This window comes from Scardovia inopinata JCM 12537 (assembly GCF_001042695.1).
Taxonomy (GTDB): Bacteria; Actinomycetota; Actinomycetes; order Actinomycetales; family Bifidobacteriaceae; genus Scardovia; species Scardovia inopinata.
This window is the reverse complement of record NZ_AP012334.1, coordinates 1,571,809-1,587,940: the sequence shown is the minus strand read 5'-3', so window position 1 is coordinate 1,587,940 and position 16,132 is coordinate 1,571,809. Positions and strand designations below refer to the sequence as shown.

Genomic DNA, 16,132 nt, shown 5'->3' with positions numbered 1-16,132 from the left:
TGCGCAATAACAATAGCAATAGGAAAGGGAAAGCCATAATGGCCATTAATCCTCCAGTAGATGCTACAAAGACCCAGGCTTGGGCTCAGTTGCAGCAGCATTTTACCAACCTGCAGGGCCAGGGCATTAACTTGCGTCAGTGGTTCGCTCAGGATCCTCAGCGTGTGCAGAAGCTGAGTTTTGAAGCAGGTGATCTGCATTTTGATCTGTCCAAGAACCTGATTACCGATGAAACAGTGCGGCTACTGGTTAATCTCGCCCGCGAGGTGGGTCTTGAACAGCGAATCCGTGACCAGTATACCGGTGTTCATATCAACAATACGGAAGACCGGGCTGTGCTCCACACTGCTTTGCGTCGCCCCAGGGAAGATGAGGGCAAATATGTTGTTGATGGCCAGGACACAGTGAAGGATGTTCACGAGGTTCTGGACAAAATTTATGCTTTCGCCAATAAGGTCCGTTCAGGTGAGTGGGTCGGTATAACTGGCAAGAGAATTGAAACTGTTGTCAATATTGGCATTGGCGGTTCTGATCTTGGCCCCAATATGGCTTATGAGGCTTTGAAGGTTTATGCTGATGCAGGTATTTCTGCCCGCTATGTATCGAACATTGATCCTAACGATCTGGCTGAAAAGACCAAGGATCTGGATCCTGAAACAACCCTTTTCATCATTGTTTCCAAGACCTTTACTACCCTGGAAACCCTGACTAATGCCCGCTGCGCTCGCTCCTGGCTCCTAAATTCTCTCAAGAACAAGGGTGCTGTCGATGGTTCTGCCCAGCAGAATGCCGATGCCATCCGCAAGCATTTTGTGGCTGTTTCTACCGCTCTTGATAAGGTTGAGGCCTTCGGCATTGATCCTGCTAATGCTTTTGGTTTCTGGAATTGGGTTGGCGGCCGTTATTCTGTGGATTCTGCCGTAGGCACCTCCCTGGCCGTAGTTTTGGGTCCTGAGAACTTCGATAAGTTCCTTCAAGGTTTCCATGCTATTGATGAGTATTTTGCCAACACTCCTCTGGAGCAGAATGTGGTTGCTCTGATGGGCCTGGTCAATGTATGGTATGTCAACTTCTTCGGTGCTCACTCTCACGCTGTTTTGCCCTATGACCAGTATCTGAGCCGATTCCCTGCCTATCTGCAGCAGCTGACTATGGAGTCCAACGGTAAGTCTGTTCGTTGGGATGGGACTCCGGTTACCTATCAGACTGGTGAGATTTTCTGGGGAGAGCCTGGCACCAACGGTCAACACGCTTTCTATCAGTTGATTCACCAGGGAACCCGTTTGATTCCTGCTGATTTTATTGCTTTTGCTAATACCCCTAATCCCACCAAGGACGGGGACCAGGATGTGCATGAGCTTTTCCTGGCCAATTATTTGGCTCAGACCCGTGCTCTGGCCTTCGGCAAGACTGCTGATGAAGTCCGGGCAGAAGGTACAGCTGAGGCTATTGTTCCTGCCCGCGTTTTTTCCGGTAACCGTCCGACTACTTCTATCCTTGGCGATGCGTTGACTCCCTTCGCTTTAGGCGAGTTGATTGCCCTTTATGAGCACATTACCCTGGTTGAAGGCACTGTCTGGGGACTTGACTCCTACGATCAGTGGGGTGTTGAGCTGGGCAAAGTCCTGGCTAAGCAGATCACTCCTGCTATTTCCAAAGACGATAATGCTCTGGCCGCTCAGGATGCTTCTACCCAGGCGCTGATTCAGTTCTATCGCGCCCATCGCCGTTAGAATTCAGCAGGAGGACTGACAGACAGCCTTTGCTTTCTCTCTCCTCCTGTGGATTATGTTATGGCGCACTGTACCTCCTGCTGTCTGTGCTGGTTCGATTTTTATCTGGAATTAATTCGAATCTGAAATTAATTAGGCAGCAGGAGGCTTTATCTTATCTCCTTTTCGCAGAATGTTTCCGCAGAATACCTCCGCAGAGTGCTTTCCTCCTCCCCTCCACTTTTGTTCCTCCCTCTTTGCATCCATTCTCCTGCTTCAGTCTCTTTCGTTTCTTTCGTTTCTTCAGTCTCTTCCTTTTCTTCCGTCGGATGACCCTCCGTGCCTCATAGTCGGGAGTTTGCTTTATAGTAAAACTATTCAAGCCAACGATTTTGGCAGATTTATCGGCGAATATCTGATTTAATGAAGATAATCTTAAGGCAGATATCTCTGTTGATAAGTCATCCATACCGCATAAAGTCTGAAGTCTTTAAAGCTTCACTATGTGGGTGCGAATATTCGAACAATGAAAGGTTGATCAAGTGCCACAGAGCCAGGATCTTTCTCGCATGAAATTACCTGAGCTGCGCGAGATTGCGAAAAAAGCCGGGTTAAAAAGTATTACTGCACTGCGCAAAGCGCAGCTGATTGCCGCAATTGAGAATGCACGCAGCGAGGCGGTGTCATCTATCGAAGCAAAACAGGCTATGTCGGCCCAGTCTACGCAGACTCCTCAATCCGCTCAGTCTACTCAGGCCTCTCAGACTTTTTTGGAAGAGGGTAGGGGACAGCAGCTGGAAGAAGACAAAACTTTTTCCAGAGATCAATCTTTCCGCCGTGGAGATAAGCCGCGGGGACGCAAGCGGAATACCTATTCTGACAGCCGGTATGGTACCGGTCCCCGGGTGCGTGTTTCTCATCCTCAGGAAGAGCAGGAATCTTCTGCCCTCAGTGGTCTGGATTTGCAGCTTCCTGATGTTCTCAGCAGCACCAATACAACCGCTTCTGCTGATTCCAATCACGAATCTGCTGGCAGCAATGCCGGTAGCAAGAGCAGTGCTGGTAGCAGTGATGGCCGTCGCAGGCGGGCAGCAGAAAGTGGGGATTCTCAGAATAAGTCAACAAATCAGGATCTCCCGGAAAATGAGCGCCTGGCCCAGCTGAATGCAGATTTGGATAATCTTCTGGCAGCAATTCCTGATAGATCCAAGCTAGCAGGAGACAATCGCAGGACATCAGGAGGAAAAGATTCTGGTGACTACCGTGACGATCGGTCAGCACGCCAAACTCATGAGGAAACTCCTGCGCGTTTCCGCTCCGAACAACAGGATCGTCGGAACCGTAAGAGTCGTGCTGGGAATGGCTATGATAATCAGGATCGAACCAGTCGCACTGATCGTCAGGATCGTCAGGATCGTTTTGACCGGACGGATCGGACTGACCGGACGGATCGGGCTGAACGCCTCGATCGGGAAAATGACAGAGATCGTTCTGCCCGCCAGAATCGGGTTAATACTCACGAAGAGCAGGAGCCACAGCAGGAAACACTGGTTCCTGTAGCTGGTATAGTCGATATTCTCGAGTCCTATGCTTTTGTGCGCACCAGTGGATATCTCCCCGGCCCCAGTGATGTTTATGTGTCTATGGGCCAGGTCAAAAAATATGGTCTGCGCAAAGGCGATGCAGTTAGGGGCTATATTCGTCCCCAACGCGAAGGAGAAAAACCCAATAAGAGGCAGAAGTTTGTTCCCTTGCAGACCTTGGAATCCATCAATGGAATGAGTATTGAGGACGCAGCTGCCCGGCCGCAGTTTGCCAAGCTCACTCCGCTCTACCCTAATGAGCGGATGAAAATGGAGACTGTGCAAAATAAACTCACTGGTCGGGTCATTGATCTCTTTGCCCCTATCGGTAAGGGGCAACGTGGCCTTATTGTTTCTCCTCCTAAGGCCGGCAAGACCATCACCCTGCAGGAAATTGCCAACGCAATTTCAGCCAATAATCCTGAGGTTCATCTTATGGTCGTTCTGGTGGATGAACGTCCTGAAGAGGTGACCGATATGCAGCGAACTGTTCAGGGCGAAGTAATTTCTTCCACCTTTGACCGACCTGCGACAGATCATACCACAGTTGCTGAGCTGGCTATCGAACGGGCAAAGCGCCTGGTTGAGCTTGGGCAGGACGTTGTAGTTCTTCTGGATTCTATGACTCGTTTGGCTCGCGCATACAACATTGCTCAACCTGCATCAGGGCGTATTCTTTCTGGTGGTGTAGATGCTCAAGCTCTGTACCCGCCTAAGAAGTTCTTTGGCGCTGCCCGCAACATTGAAAATGGAGGTTCACTGACTATCATCTCATCGGCTCTGGTGGAAACCGGGTCCAAGATGGATGAGGTTATTTTCGAAGAGTTTAAGGGAACCGGCAACATGGAGCTTCGCCTATCGCGTGATCTTGCTGAAAAGCGTATGTTCCCGGCTATAGATCTCAATGCTTCAGGCACTCGCCGTGAAGATCTCATCACCGCTCCTCAAGAACTGGCTATTATTTACCGACTTCGCCGTGCTTTGGGCGGGCTTGAGCCCGAGGCGGCTTACCAGCAGATTGTCACCCGCCTCAAGCAGACCAAGTCTAATCGAGACTTCTTGGCCTTGATGGCTCAGGGGTCTACCTCAAATTAAATTAAGCCGAGACAAGATAGGAGTTACCTCTGAGAGAGTCCTCTTCCAGGAATCTCTCAGAGGTAACTCCTTAGGAAGAATTTCTTAGGAAGAATGGCGCACCATGTTCTGCTATGAGGCCTATTCTGATGGCGATTCCGTCTTACGAGTTTGACGAGTCTGGTGAGTGTGAAAAGTAAGAGCCGGTGAGCCGGGGCCCCGTGTTTCGTGGGGATCGGCTTTCCCCCTATTATTACCTTATTGTCGCCGTATTATCGCCTTCTTATTATTCCCCCTTATTTCCTTTTTCCAAATCTTTCCCTTTTGTGTCCTTCCACTTGGATCTCGTCGTTGCGTCTTAGGCTGCCTTGATGACATTTAGGGCGTATTTAGATACTGTTTAGACACTGTTTTCAGCCACTCGTCAATGAGTGGAAGTGCTTGCTTGCGTGTTTTGCTTTCTTACAAAATTTATCAAATGATTTTTATGGTCTCAATATACTTTTTCATGTGAATGTCCCCTTTCGCAATAATTTTAATTTTATGAGTAATGCTGTTCCAGCGAGTTTTGTTGTCAAATAAGGTATTAAAATTATAAAAATGCACTACGTAAAATTTTATAATTTTGGAGTGCGGGACTTTGATTGATAAAATCATGGTTATTTCCCCACCACCCCTCACCCAACTGTATCGGTAGAATTTTATTTTGGCTATTTTTTGCCATTTTATTTTTCGTATAGTGCAGTTGGGTGAGGGGTGGTTCGCTATAACTCGTATCGGTCTGGTCGTGCAGGAAGAGGGTATGGATAAAATCCATTCTGACTACGGTGTACATTCGTAAATATGATGGAAAAAGCTGAAAATTCATATGCTTCCCAAGTGAATTTCCAATTGAATACTTGTCGCTGCCGCATTGACGATATTGACCATCAGGTCATAGCGTTGCTAGCCCAGCGTTTTGCCGTGACTAAGTTGGTAGGCGAATTGAAAGCAGAACATCATCTCGATGCTTTTGATCCTGATCGTGAAAGAGCACAGGAAGAAGACATGCTACATGTAGCTGAAGAATATGGGTTGAATCCTTCGATTGCTCTTGCCTATGTGAAGATGGTCAGGGAAAAGGCAAAAGAACAAGAGCGTTCTGAGGGAGCACGATAAGATACGATAAATGGTACTTTTTGGTATGTGTGGAGTCTCGAGGATTGAACGAGATCCCACACAGAAACCCCACACATACCGCACATGAGATTTTAGTGCACCAGAAGAGCCGAAGATGAAGAGAATTAAGGAAGATTTACTTCTTTCGAGGTTCTTTCTTGGGAGCTTCACCTAATTCGCTGCTGATAACGAGAACAGGATTTTGCTTTTCAGACTCAGAACCGCTTGCGCCACCAGCAGTGTCGGCCTTAGCAACACTATTGACATCTTCAGGAACAGCATCGGCCGCTGGCTGGGCAGAAACGATAGTAATCGGTCCGGTGACATGACCTGCTTCGGCTATGTCAACCAGGGCAGAGCGAACAAAATCGGCGGGAGAGGCAGGGACTGAATGGTTGCTGTTCTCCTGTTGGCCCTCATTCGCTTCATTTGTGCTCTGGGCTGATGATGTTCCCTGGGCTGATGCTCCTTGGGTCGATGTTCCCTGGGCTGATGTGCTCTGAGCCGAACCGTTTATCGACAAAGTTGCCCTGAGGATCGGTGTCTTCATGGAGACCTTATTCTCGGACTTAATTTTACGCAGGGCAGCCAGAGCATCACCACACCACTGAAGCATAGCCGGATCGGCACCCGCAGCTGCAATCCTGTAGGGGGTCGAAACCGGCCAAGCAGCCCTGTGAACTGAACCGCCGTTTTCATGCATCCAACTGTATGTTTCCTCACTGGCATAAGGAAGGTAGGGAGCCAGAAGGCGAGCAAATGCATCCAAAACCAGACCTAGAGTGGTGCGAGCGGACAAAACTTCTTCCTTCGTCGGTACTTTCCCTGTGGCTTTGGCCGTGCCGTAAGCTCGGTTCTTTGCAAGTTCAATATAGTCATCGCAGAACTGCCAGAAAAAGGTTTCAATGATTTCCAGGGCTTTGGCATGATCATAGGCATTCAGAGCTTCGGTGGCTGTATCGATGACAGAAGCTAGGGCAGCCATTACCGACCGATCCAAGGCGACAGTTACATCAGAGAATTTCCAGGTTGTCCGGGCAGATTGTCCGACGTGATGATTGGCGTCTTCCCGGCCTATGGACAGGGCGAATTTTGTGGCGTTCAGGAGTTTAATAGCCAGCCTGCGGCCAATTTTCATTTGGCTAATTTCGTATGCAGCGTCAGTCCCCAGTCGGGCAGAAGCGGCCCAGTAGCGCACTGCGTCAGCTCCAAATTTTTCAATCGGTTCTGAGGGGACGACCACATTTCCCTTGGATTTACTCATTTTCTTGTGGTCAGGATCCAGAATCCAGCCAGACAGAGTAGTGTGAGTCCAAGGCAATTGGTGATTTTCCAAATACGCCCGGTCCATAGAGCTGAAGAGCCAGGTACGAATAATATCCTGTCCCTGAGGCCTCAGATCCATAGGGAAGGTAGCGTTAAAGATTGCCTGGTTTTCTTGCCCCGCTTCTTCCCAGCGGGTAACAATCTGAGGGGTAAGGGAGCTGGTTGCCCAGGTGTCCATAATATCTTTTTCAGCAGTAAAGCCACCAGCCTGATCCCGCTGATCTTCCTTATATCCTTCAGGAACGTCGGTCGTGGGATCAATTGGGAGTTGATCTTCAGTCGGAGTCAGGGGATGAGCGTAATCCACAGCTCCAGATTGCGAAATAGGATACCAAAGAGGGAAGGGAACTCCAAAGAATCGCTGCCGGGAGACTAGCCAGTCACCGTTGAGCCCATTTACCCAATTTTCATAACGCACCCGCATAAAATCCGGATGAAAATCGAGTTGCCTGCCCAGGTCAATTAAATCCTTCCGAATCTTTGCATCTGTTCCTCCATTTTTCAGATACCACTGGCGGGAGGTCACGATTTCCAAGGGTTTATCGCCTTTTTCGTAAAAATTGGTCATACGTTTGGTTGGCCTGGGTTCTCCATCCATATCGCCAGATTCGTGCAGAAGATCAACGATTTCTTTACGGGCAGAGAAAGTGGTCTTTCCAGCCAGATGAGCAAAATTGCTTCGTCCTTCTGAATCCTCAATCCAGTCAGGAGTCTCCATAATCAGCCGGCCGTTCCGCTGAAGAATTGACCGGGTGGGGAGCTTTAAATCGCGCCACCACTGAACATCTGTCACGTCACCAAAAGTACAGCACATGGCAATACCGGCACCCTTGTCCATTTCAGCTGCAGGATGTGCTACTACAGGGACTTTTACCTTAAAGAGGGGAGAATAAACATGGTGGCCAAAATACTTCTGGTATCGCGCATCATCGGGGTGGGCGATCAGTGCAACGCAGGCAGGCAGGAGCTCGGGTCGCGTAGTTTCAATATAAAGGGGGGTTCCGTCTTCACAATGGAAGGCGATTTTATGATAGAATCCGTCGTACTCGCGGCTTTCCAGCTCAGCCTGAGCCACAGCAGTCTGAAAAGTTACGTCCCACAGTCCGGGAGCATCCTGCTGATAGGCTTCTCCCCGGGCAAGATTACGCAGAAAGGCCTTCTGGGCCACCCGTCTGGGATGGTCGCCAATGGTGTGATAGGTCTGAGACCAGTCTACTGACAATCCCAAAGTTCTCCATAGATCTTCGAAGAGTTTTTCATCTTTGGCGGTCAGCTTTTCACACAGTTCAATGAAGTTCTGTCTGGAGACGGGCACCTGATCCTTCGCCTGGATCTTCTTCCCCTCTGTCCCTTCGAAAGGTGGCTTGAAATCAGGGTCATACTTGAGGGATGTGTCAACCCGAACTCCGTAATAATTCTGTACCCGTCTCTCAGTAGGGAGCCCATTATCATCCCACCCCATGGGATAGAAGACATCAAAACCCTGCATTCGCTTAAACCGGGCGATAATATCAGTATGAGTGTATGAAAAAACATGACCGACATGGAGAGAACCAGACACGGTAGGAGGAGGGGTATCAATAGAATAGACAGCCTTGCGATCACTGGTATTGCGGAATTTGTAGGTTCCTTCTTCTTCCCAGCGACGGGTCCATTTTTCCTCTAGGCCCTCGACTCCGGCCCTGTCGGGCAGAGGAGCCAGGTCGGCTTTCACTGATTCGGTTTCAGGGCTTGACGCATGGGTTGTCTCATCAATATTTTCAATGCTTTTGCTCGTGTCAGTCATAATGTGAATTCTACGTTTTTGTGCTGACATGCCCTAAAACTAGGTCGTCTGAAGAGCCTCTAATCTATCGTCTGAAGACCAGACCAGAGGGGCAGATAGGACTGGGGAGATGTGGTACTAATTGCGCTTAAAGAAGGCTTGCGGGCGATAGCTGATTTTTCCTGATACAGCCAGGCAAAGGCAGCCTTCTGAGCAAGTCTGGCGGCAGTCTTGGTTAAACCCTTGATATAGGCGGCGTCTGAGGATGCGCTGGAGGTGGCTGCCCAGTTTTCATCGGTGATTGAATCGGTGTATGAAATAAAATAGTCAGGATCAACCAGGGTTCCCAGGTCGTGGCTACCGGTGTATCTGACCAGGGCCATATCAAAGTTTTTGTCTTTTTCTACCCTTTGGTGGTAGTCCTTGTCGTTGAGCATGAGAACTGTAACTGATTGTCCTGCCAGAGCACATTGCTTTTTGAGGATTTCCCCAATGCGGGGGCCCATGCTTTGAGGATAAACCAGGGTGCTTGACGTGAAACCAAAATACCAGAGTTTATTTTTTGCGCTGGGTATATTTTGTGGATAAAATTTATTCAAATCCTGGTATCCTGGATCGACTGAGGGGATAGGCCCAGCCAGAGCAGAAGCCTGGTAGCCTAAAGCCGATATCAGGGCATTCCTATTGATGATATCCCGATAGGCCTCCCGGGCATGCTGTTCGGAGAAGATAGAATCAGCTGATTCATTGAAGGCCAGGGCAACCCGAGTCCCGGTGTCGGCTATGTCCACAGCAGTTCCATTTTTCTTAGCTTCTGCAATGGTGGCGATACTGACCGGGCCTGAAGGCACATAGGCGTCTATATCCCCTGTATGAACAGCCTGAAATCCTTTGTCTTGAGAGGGGTAAGCCCGTAAAGTTACCTTGCTCAGGTTCGATCTCTGGTACTGATGATCCCTTCTTGCTTCCAGGTCCAGGCTGGAGCCTTTCTTGAAATTTCCAATGGTAAAAGGCCCCGTCCCTGATGCCTGGGAAGTTTCCTGCCCGTAAACAATTCCCATCCGACCTGCCAGGAGCCAAGGTAAATCCGGCTGAGGGCTGGAAAGGGTAATAATGAGTTTAGTGGAGGCTGCACCAGCAGAGGAAGTAACAGAACGAGCATTTTTTAAGCTGCTGTAACCTGGATAATTATTCTTAACTCCGGTTTGCAGGCAGCGGATAATGTCATTGACTGTCATTTCCTGGCCGTTAGAAAAGTAGACTCTTTTTTTGATCTCAAAAGTATATATGAGACCGGCTTTGTCTACAGTCCAGGAGCTGACCAGATCAGAAGAGGCTTCTACTGAGTTGGTCGTTTTTTTCCGCTGGAGCAAGGGTTGATAGACGTTGCCCAGCAAAGCCTGGCTGACAGCATCATCGCTGCTGGAGGCCAAATTGAGATTTTCAGGCACAGAGCTGACTCCGACAGCGACAGGAGTATTCCCGGCTTTTCTATTTTTGCCCAGCAGAGCGGAAAAAGTAGATGATGGGCTGATGCTCCCCGTGACCGTATAGCTATAGACAAGAGAGGCGACCAGGCTTGTGACCAGAACAATAACTAAGAATAGTGCCCATTGACCAGGGGTTGTTTTCTTTTCAAGCAGCGGATTATGCCCTCTATACTCTTTATGCCACTCTTTATGCCCGTAATGTTTTTTCCCCGGGGAAAACCTGGTATTACCAGTGCCCTGCCTGGTTTCGGAGTCCATCGGTTGCTTTGAAGACTCGTTCGGGTTGCGCGGTGAGGAAGATGTCATGATACCCAGTGTAGCCTGTCTTTTGCCCTATGGCAGGAAAAGTGGCAGCAGAATCCGCGGATGGACTTGCATGTATCCTTGCATTGTATTTTGATAGTGCTGATAGGACTCATATAAAGAGCCCAAAACTGGGACAGCTTTCCCGCACAGGGCAGACTAGGCATTCGGGTTTGCGGGCATGGCAGGTATCCCGGCCCAGGTTGATGAGCCTGTGGCTTAGGTCTTTCCATTCTGAGGGAGGGAAAGCAGCTGTGATTTCTGTCTCGATTTTTTCCGGATCGCCCTTGGCTGTCCTCCAATCACTTCTCCAGTGGAGTCGGCCTGTTACCCGAATTACATGGGTATCAACCGGGAATCCTGGCAGATCAAAGGCGTTGCCCAAAACTACATTGGCAGTCTTCCTTCCCACTCCTGGCAGAGATGTCAGTTCCTCCATGGTGGCAGGAACCTGGCCGTCAAAGCGGGTAAGCAGTTCGTGGGCAATCATGATTGCCCGCTGAGCTTTAGTATGGAAAAAGCCAATAGTTCTGATAATTTGTTCCACATCCTGCACATGAGCCTGAGCCAATGCCTGGGGAGTGGGGTAGCGGTTAAAGAGCTCGGGAGTAACTTTGTTGACCTGAACGTCGGTGGTTTGGGCACTCATCATAGTGGCAATAAGAAGTTCAAAGGCATTGCGGAAGTTAAGAGCAGACTGGGGATGAGGATAAACCTGGCGCAGGATGTCGTACTCCCTGTGCATCCGCTGGCGCAAGGCTTTCCGGCTCTCTAGCCGGCGCTCTGATTTTTCTGCGCGTTTTTGAACGGATTTTTTTACTTGCTTTCCTGGCTGTTGTCCTGTATTTTTTTCCGCATTTTTTGGTTTCGATGCCGACTTCCTAATCATAATTTTTAGTATACGCGGGAAATAAGGAAGAAATAAGGGAAGAGTCCTTCGGCTTGGCCGACGGTGTTCATGAGACCAGACAATGCATTAAACTGGTAACTATCTACCCTCCGGGAGGTTTCTTGACGACAACAGACGATGCTGCGGTATTATCAGCATTACCATCAGGCCGCGGAAATGACCAGAACAACCATAAAAATATGAGCGTTGGCTCCACTCATGGCTTGGCCTTTGTCATCATGATCTGCATGGTGATTTTGCGCTACCTGACTGTTGGCCGCGGGCCTTTCAGCATTTTTACTGCTGTTGCCGCCTGCATGGTTACCTTGGTTTTTGTATATTTTTATCCTTTTGGACGGACTGCACAAACGGCTTTGCCTCCGCGCCTGTCCGCTGTCTTTATGGTCTTGGCTGGCCTGGTCTCTTCCATGGTCGCGCTTACTCCACCGGTTTGGCTGCGCATCATGGGAATTGCTGCTGCCATCATGGTAATTGCGGCTTTTTTGGTTGAGCTTCTGCGCAAGGAACGCAGACATTTAATTGCTTCTCTGTCGACTACGTTGATGAGTGGGGCCATGGGATTCCTTGCATCGGGCTGGGGTGTTTTTCCTTCGCCCAGAGGATTGGGATCCTTCTGGTCTGTACATCCGCTTTTCTCTTTCTGCGCGACCCTGCTGGCAGCGGTGCTGCTTATTGCGGTTATGGGAGTCAGCGCCCTTTGGGTGAAAGATGAAAATCATCAGCTTCATGACCGGACTCAGCGTTCTACCGATCGGTCTGCTCCTGCTCAGGCCCAACCGTCTGCTCGCACTTCCCGCCGAGCTGAGCCTTATGCCTGGGTAGGCCTTGCAATGATTCCTGTGATGATCTGCGGCCTTATTCCCCTCTTTCTCGCTGCTGCTCAAAGTCTGCTTTAACGGCCAAAACCAGCGCAATAAAAATAAAATAAAATAAGGCCCCCGAACGGTTCCAGCAGAACGTGAGCTGGACTATTCAGGGACCTTATTTATTTATGGTCTTTAAGATTTTACCTTTTCCAGACCCTATATTTTTCCTTTGGTCTGTTGATGGCGGCCTTCCTTGTCAGCTTCTTAGCCTCATCCTTCAATGGCAATAGTATGCTTTTGCTCTACCTGTGGTTCGGGCTCAACCTTGGCTATCTGCAGATTCAACGTACCGTCTGTGTACTGGGCATGGATATCAGAATCTGTGACTTTATCTCCCACATAAAAGCTGCGGGAGCAGGTGCCAACGTAACGTTCGCGGCGGATCCATTTGCCATCCTGAGCCTTGTCGTTGCTGTCTTTGTCAGTGCTGTCAGCGTTGTTGCCATCCTTGGATTCTTCCTGGTGAGTTTCGTCTTTGTGAGCCGATACGGTCAGATATCCGTCATTCAATTCAATAGATATGTCATCTTTCTTAAAGCCTGGCATATCAATGCTAACATCATAACTGTCCTTGTTCTCGCGGACATCAGTGCGCATCAGGTTAGACGAAGCGAAATTCGCCGGGACCAGGCCAAAGCCGTGGCCGTGATGACGGTTGTTATCCTTGTCATCAGCATTTTTGTCGCCAGGGTTCAGGCCCAGAGCTGCCCTACGCATACGGGCAAAGAAAGGATCATCAAACCAGTCATCAAAGGTATCCTCGAAGAGAGGATCATCAAACAATGCCGGTAACATAGCCATAATTTATACTCCTAACATCGCGGTTATAGATTGGTATGAGCCCAGAGAGCGAAGTCAATTAAGGCATCAGCTCTGATGTGCCCATCTGATATTCTTAACTCTGTCCCTTGCGCAGACTTCCTCTTTTTACCTGTAAGAGAAAAATTGAGTTTTTTGAGATACAATAGAAAAGTCCGTTGTAGTCAGCTGGGTTAAATCTGCGACTGGCAAAGCTAGCAAAGATTTCGTATAACCAGCAAAGATGAAAAAATTACGGATCGCAAGTTTCCCAGACAAAGGAGTATTTATGGGACGCTTAGATGACAAAGTAGCAATTATCACCGGTGCAGCAAAAGGCATTGGATTGGCAAGCGCTCAGCGATTTATTGAAGAAGGCGCAAAGGTTGTCATGACCGATATTGACGACGCCAATGGTCAGGCCGAAGCTGAAAAGTTGGGTGACAGCGCTTTCTATATTCATCATGATGTTGCCAAGGAAGATGAATGGCTGCATGTTTTTGCTCAGACCAGGAAGAAGTTCGGCAGGGTAGATGTGGTTATGAACAACGCCGGAATAGCTACCTTCGAGGATATTGAGCAGACCACTATGGAATCGTGGCATCATCTCCTGTCTATCAATCTGGACGGTATGATGCTGGGGATGAAATACGGCATTGAGAATATGAAAGATCATGGTGGTTCCATCATTAGTCTCAGCTCTATTGAAGGCTTGATTGGAGACCCGGATCTGTTTGCGTATAATGCTTCCAAGGGAGCTGTGCGCATTATGAGCAAGTCCGCTGCCCTAGATTGCGCCCGCAAAGGGTACAATATTCGCATCAATACTATTCATCCTGGATATATTCATACCCCTATGATTGATTCTCATCCTGAGATGTTGGATCATTTGGTTTCACTCCACCCGGTTAAGCGGCTGGGTGAGGCAGTGGAAGTAGCTAATATGGCTGTTTTCCTGGCTTCTGATGAATCTTCCTTCTCTACAGGCAGCGAGTTCGTCTGCGATGGAGGATACACCGCTCAGTAATTCTTCTCTCAGTCTGTCTGAAAGCTAGTCTGCCTGAAGGCAAAAAAATGAAACGTTTTTACCCCCAGTCCAAAATATGCTAATCTTACAGTATGCGTTTCATCGAGGATGATGATGATCATCAGCGGTGGATGCGCATCCACGAAACATCTTACAAAGCGGAAGGAGTGTTTGTGGAAAACGATAAGACTATCATTGTTAATACGGCTTTGTTCAAGGATGATGCTGCGGCTAAGACTGCAGCCGCCAATGAAGTTGCCAAGCGTTTTGGCATTACCGATGAAGAGCTTGCTCAAGTTGAGGATTACAAGAAAGCTTTAACCGATCATAATGCATGGGACTTGCCTTTCATGGGCTATGTCAACGAAGATGGTTACGGCTATGCTTATGTCCCTGACCAGGCCATTGCTCCTCCTAACTGGGACGCCCACAAGGCTTTCCGGGATCTGCCCTACAATGTGCAAACAGCGTTTGCCATTCGTATGCTCTTTACCCACCGTGATGTGGATCGGTATGGGGCAAATATGTTCCTTCATTATGAGCGTGGTTTTACTGTCCATTTTGAAGGTCCTGGCGCTAATAACTACTGATAGGCAAAAATGTAAGCTACAATATCTACATAGCTTACATATAGTGACCAGTCCTTTTCTGCTGATCCCTGTAAGGCTTCCTTATAGAGATAACGAAACCTCTGGGTTTTATGGGGTCTCACCTGATAGTGGGGCCCCATAAACTTGCCGCAAGTTATTGTTGATATTATTGTTGATATTACTGCTGGTAGGAAGAGAGGAAATCCTCCAGTTTTTGGCTGGCCGTCTTAAGCGTTCGCCTGTGAGGCAGGTAGACTATGCGGAAGTGATCAGGCCGAGGCCAATTAAAACCTGTTCCCTGAACAACCAGGACCTGCTTGGTATGGAGAAAATCATAAGCAAACTGCATATCGCTGGTAATATTAAATTTTTTCACATCTATTTTGGGGAAAATGTAGAAAGCAGCCTTGGGCTTAACTACACTGATTCCAGGAATATCGGACAGGAGTTTGTAGATGCATTCTCTCTGCTCATAAATGCGGCCTCCCGGAACCAGGTACTCCTGCACACTCTGGTAGCCGCCCAGAGCCGTCTGCACAATAGACTGGGCTGGAACGTTGGAGCACAGACGCATATTGGACAGCATATTGATGCCCTCCATGTAGTCACGGCCCAGGTTTTTGTTTCCGCTGATAACCATCCAGCCCACCCGGAAGCCAGCTACCATGTGGGATTTGGACAGGCCGGAAAAAGTGACGCAGAAAAGATCAGGAGCCAGGGCAGCGATGGATGTGTGCTGGAATCCGTCCATAATTAAACGGTCATAGATTTCATCGCAGAAAATCATCAGATGGTGGCGGCGAGCCAGATTGACAATTCCTTCCAGAACTTCTTGAGGATAGACCGCCCCTGTAGGATTGTTGGGGTTAATAACAACAATGGCCTTGGTTTTATCGGTGATTTTCTTTTCCATATCTGCCAGATCGGGATTCCAATCAGACTGCTCATCGCACAGGTAATGGACGGCCTTGCCTCCGGCTAGAGTGGCGCAGGCAGTCCAGAGAGGGTAGTCAGGGGCAGGGATGAGAATCTCGTCGCCATCATCTAAGAGGGCCTGCATAGCCAGGTTGATGAGCTCGCTCACTCCGTTGCCGGTATAGATATCTTTGATGTCAAGGTTAGGAATTTTCCTGAGCTGGTAGTACTGCATGATGGCTTTGCGGGCAGCAAAAAGGCCCCGGGAATCAGAATAACCTTCGCTGTCTGTCAGGTTGCTCATCATGTCATGGATGACCTCGTCGGGGGCAGTGAAATCGAAAGTAGCGGGGTTGCCTATGTTGAGTTTGAGTATCTTTTTACCGTCTTCTTCCATGCGGGCAGCTTCCTGCACCACGGGACCACGCACGTCGTAGAGAACGTTGCCCAGCTTCGATGACTTCCTGAATTCCTGCATATGTGCCTCCGATTTTCTGCCATCATATCGCACAGCTTTGGCAATGTGCGCTCTGTAAAACCTTTCCTGAGGAAGAAGATACCTGAGGCAGGTGGTTAGTGGGCACAATCAAAAAGATTGGCATATTGTGAGATGAG

12 protein-coding genes are annotated in these 16,132 nt (G+C 48.9%); 6 read left to right on the top strand and 6 right to left on the bottom strand.

Going from position 1 to position 16,132, the window contains the following annotated elements:
* Window positions 1–38 precede the first annotated feature (38 nt).
* Window positions 39–1,733 (top strand): glucose-6-phosphate isomerase, encoded by a 1,695-nt coding sequence (pgi, locus tag SCIP_RS06560; protein ID WP_006293485.1) that lies wholly within the window; start codon window positions 39–41, stop codon window positions 1,731–1,733.
* 154 nt (window positions 1,734–1,887) lie between these two features.
* On the opposite strand, the gene SCIP_RS08000 is transcribed toward pgi, so the two are convergent.
* Entirely contained in the window at window positions 1,888–2,181 is a 294-nt protein-coding gene (locus SCIP_RS08000; protein WP_144427354.1) for a hypothetical protein, read from the bottom strand.
* A 73-nt stretch (window positions 2,182–2,254) separates the two neighbouring features.
* Here SCIP_RS08000 and rho point away from each other — a divergent pair, with 73 nt between their 5' ends.
* Window positions 2,255–4,390: a transcription termination factor Rho gene (rho, locus tag SCIP_RS06555; protein ID WP_081442844.1), complete on the top strand. Its 2,136-nt coding sequence runs from the start codon at window positions 2,255–2,257 to the stop codon at window positions 4,388–4,390.
* An 822-nt stretch (window positions 4,391–5,212) separates the two neighbouring features.
* Window positions 5,213–5,527: a chorismate mutase gene (locus SCIP_RS06545; RefSeq protein ID WP_050752392.1), complete on the top strand. Its 315-nt coding sequence runs from the start codon at window positions 5,213–5,215 to the stop codon at window positions 5,525–5,527.
* A gap of 136 nt (window positions 5,528–5,663) precedes the next feature.
* Here SCIP_RS06545 and valS read toward each other — a convergent pair whose 3' ends face one another.
* From valS to nth, 3 genes are all read right to left on the bottom strand, one after another.
* A complete protein-coding gene (gene valS, locus SCIP_RS06540) occupies window positions 5,664–8,639 on the bottom strand; it encodes a valine--tRNA ligase (protein ID WP_006293488.1) in 2,976 nt (991 codons plus the stop codon).
* Between the two features lie 59 nt (window positions 8,640–8,698).
* Window positions 8,699–10,414 (bottom strand): ABC transporter substrate-binding protein, encoded by a 1,716-nt coding sequence (locus tag SCIP_RS06535; RefSeq protein WP_115672850.1) that lies wholly within the window; start codon window positions 10,412–10,414, stop codon window positions 8,699–8,701.
* A gap of 109 nt (window positions 10,415–10,523) precedes the next feature.
* Window positions 10,524–11,156, bottom strand: a complete 633-nt coding sequence (gene nth / locus SCIP_RS06530; RefSeq protein ID WP_006293490.1) for an endonuclease III — start codon at window positions 11,154–11,156, stop codon at window positions 10,524–10,526.
* 266 nt (window positions 11,157–11,422) lie between these two features.
* Here nth and SCIP_RS06525 point away from each other — a divergent pair, with 266 nt between their 5' ends.
* Window positions 11,423–12,217: a hypothetical protein gene (locus SCIP_RS06525; RefSeq protein ID WP_144427353.1), complete on the top strand. Its 795-nt coding sequence runs from the start codon at window positions 11,423–11,425 to the stop codon at window positions 12,215–12,217.
* A 180-nt stretch (window positions 12,218–12,397) separates the two neighbouring features.
* On the opposite strand, the gene SCIP_RS06520 is transcribed toward SCIP_RS06525, so the two are convergent.
* Window positions 12,398–12,988: an Hsp20/alpha crystallin family protein gene (locus SCIP_RS06520; protein ID WP_040591265.1), complete on the bottom strand. Its 591-nt coding sequence runs from the start codon at window positions 12,986–12,988 to the stop codon at window positions 12,398–12,400.
* A 286-nt stretch (window positions 12,989–13,274) separates the two neighbouring features.
* On the opposite strand from SCIP_RS06520, the gene SCIP_RS06515 reads away from it, so the two are divergent.
* Both SCIP_RS06515 and SCIP_RS06510 read left to right on the top strand, forming a co-directional pair.
* A complete protein-coding gene (locus SCIP_RS06515; RefSeq protein WP_006293493.1) occupies window positions 13,275–14,012 on the top strand; it encodes a glucose 1-dehydrogenase in 738 nt (245 codons plus the stop codon).
* 173 nt (window positions 14,013–14,185) lie between these two features.
* Window positions 14,186–14,602 carry a hypothetical protein gene (locus SCIP_RS06510; RefSeq protein WP_040591398.1) on the top strand — a complete coding sequence of 139 codons (417 nt, stop codon included), beginning with the start codon at window positions 14,186–14,188 and terminating at the stop codon, window positions 14,600–14,602.
* A gap of 178 nt (window positions 14,603–14,780) precedes the next feature.
* On the opposite strand, the gene SCIP_RS06505 is transcribed toward SCIP_RS06510, so the two are convergent.
* Window positions 14,781–15,995, bottom strand: a complete 1,215-nt coding sequence (locus SCIP_RS06505) for an aminotransferase class I/II-fold pyridoxal phosphate-dependent enzyme (RefSeq protein WP_040591400.1) — start codon at window positions 15,993–15,995, stop codon at window positions 14,781–14,783.
* Window positions 15,996–16,132 lie beyond the last annotated feature (137 nt).

Bases quoted from the DNA above. Each gene is read 5' to 3' on its own strand.
- SCIP_RS06545 (WP_050752392.1), top strand. From the start codon at position 5,213: ATGATGGAAAAAGCTGAAAATTCATATGCTTCCCAAGTGAATTTCCAA.
- SCIP_RS06505 (WP_040591400.1), bottom strand. From the start codon at position 15,995: ATGCAGGAATTCAGGAAGTCATCGAAGCTGGGCAACGTTCTCTACGAC.
- SCIP_RS06535 (WP_115672850.1), bottom strand. From the start codon at position 10,414: ATGACATCTTCCTCACCGCGCAACCCGAACGAGTCTTCAAAGCAACCG.
- pgi (WP_006293485.1), top strand. From the start codon at position 39: ATGGCCATTAATCCTCCAGTAGATGCTACAAAGACCCAGGCTTGGGCT.
- SCIP_RS06515 (WP_006293493.1), top strand. From the start codon at position 13,275: ATGGGACGCTTAGATGACAAAGTAGCAATTATCACCGGTGCAGCAAAA.
- SCIP_RS08000 (WP_144427354.1), bottom strand. From the start codon at position 2,181: ATGGATGACTTATCAACAGAGATATCTGCCTTAAGATTATCTTCATTA.
- SCIP_RS06520 (WP_040591265.1), bottom strand. From the start codon at position 12,988: ATGGCTATGTTACCGGCATTGTTTGATGATCCTCTCTTCGAGGATACC.
- valS (WP_006293488.1), bottom strand. From the start codon at position 8,639: ATGACTGACACGAGCAAAAGCATTGAAAATATTGATGAGACAACCCAT.
- nth (WP_006293490.1), bottom strand. From the start codon at position 11,156: ATGCACAGGGAGTACGACATCCTGCGCCAGGTTTATCCTCATCCCCAG.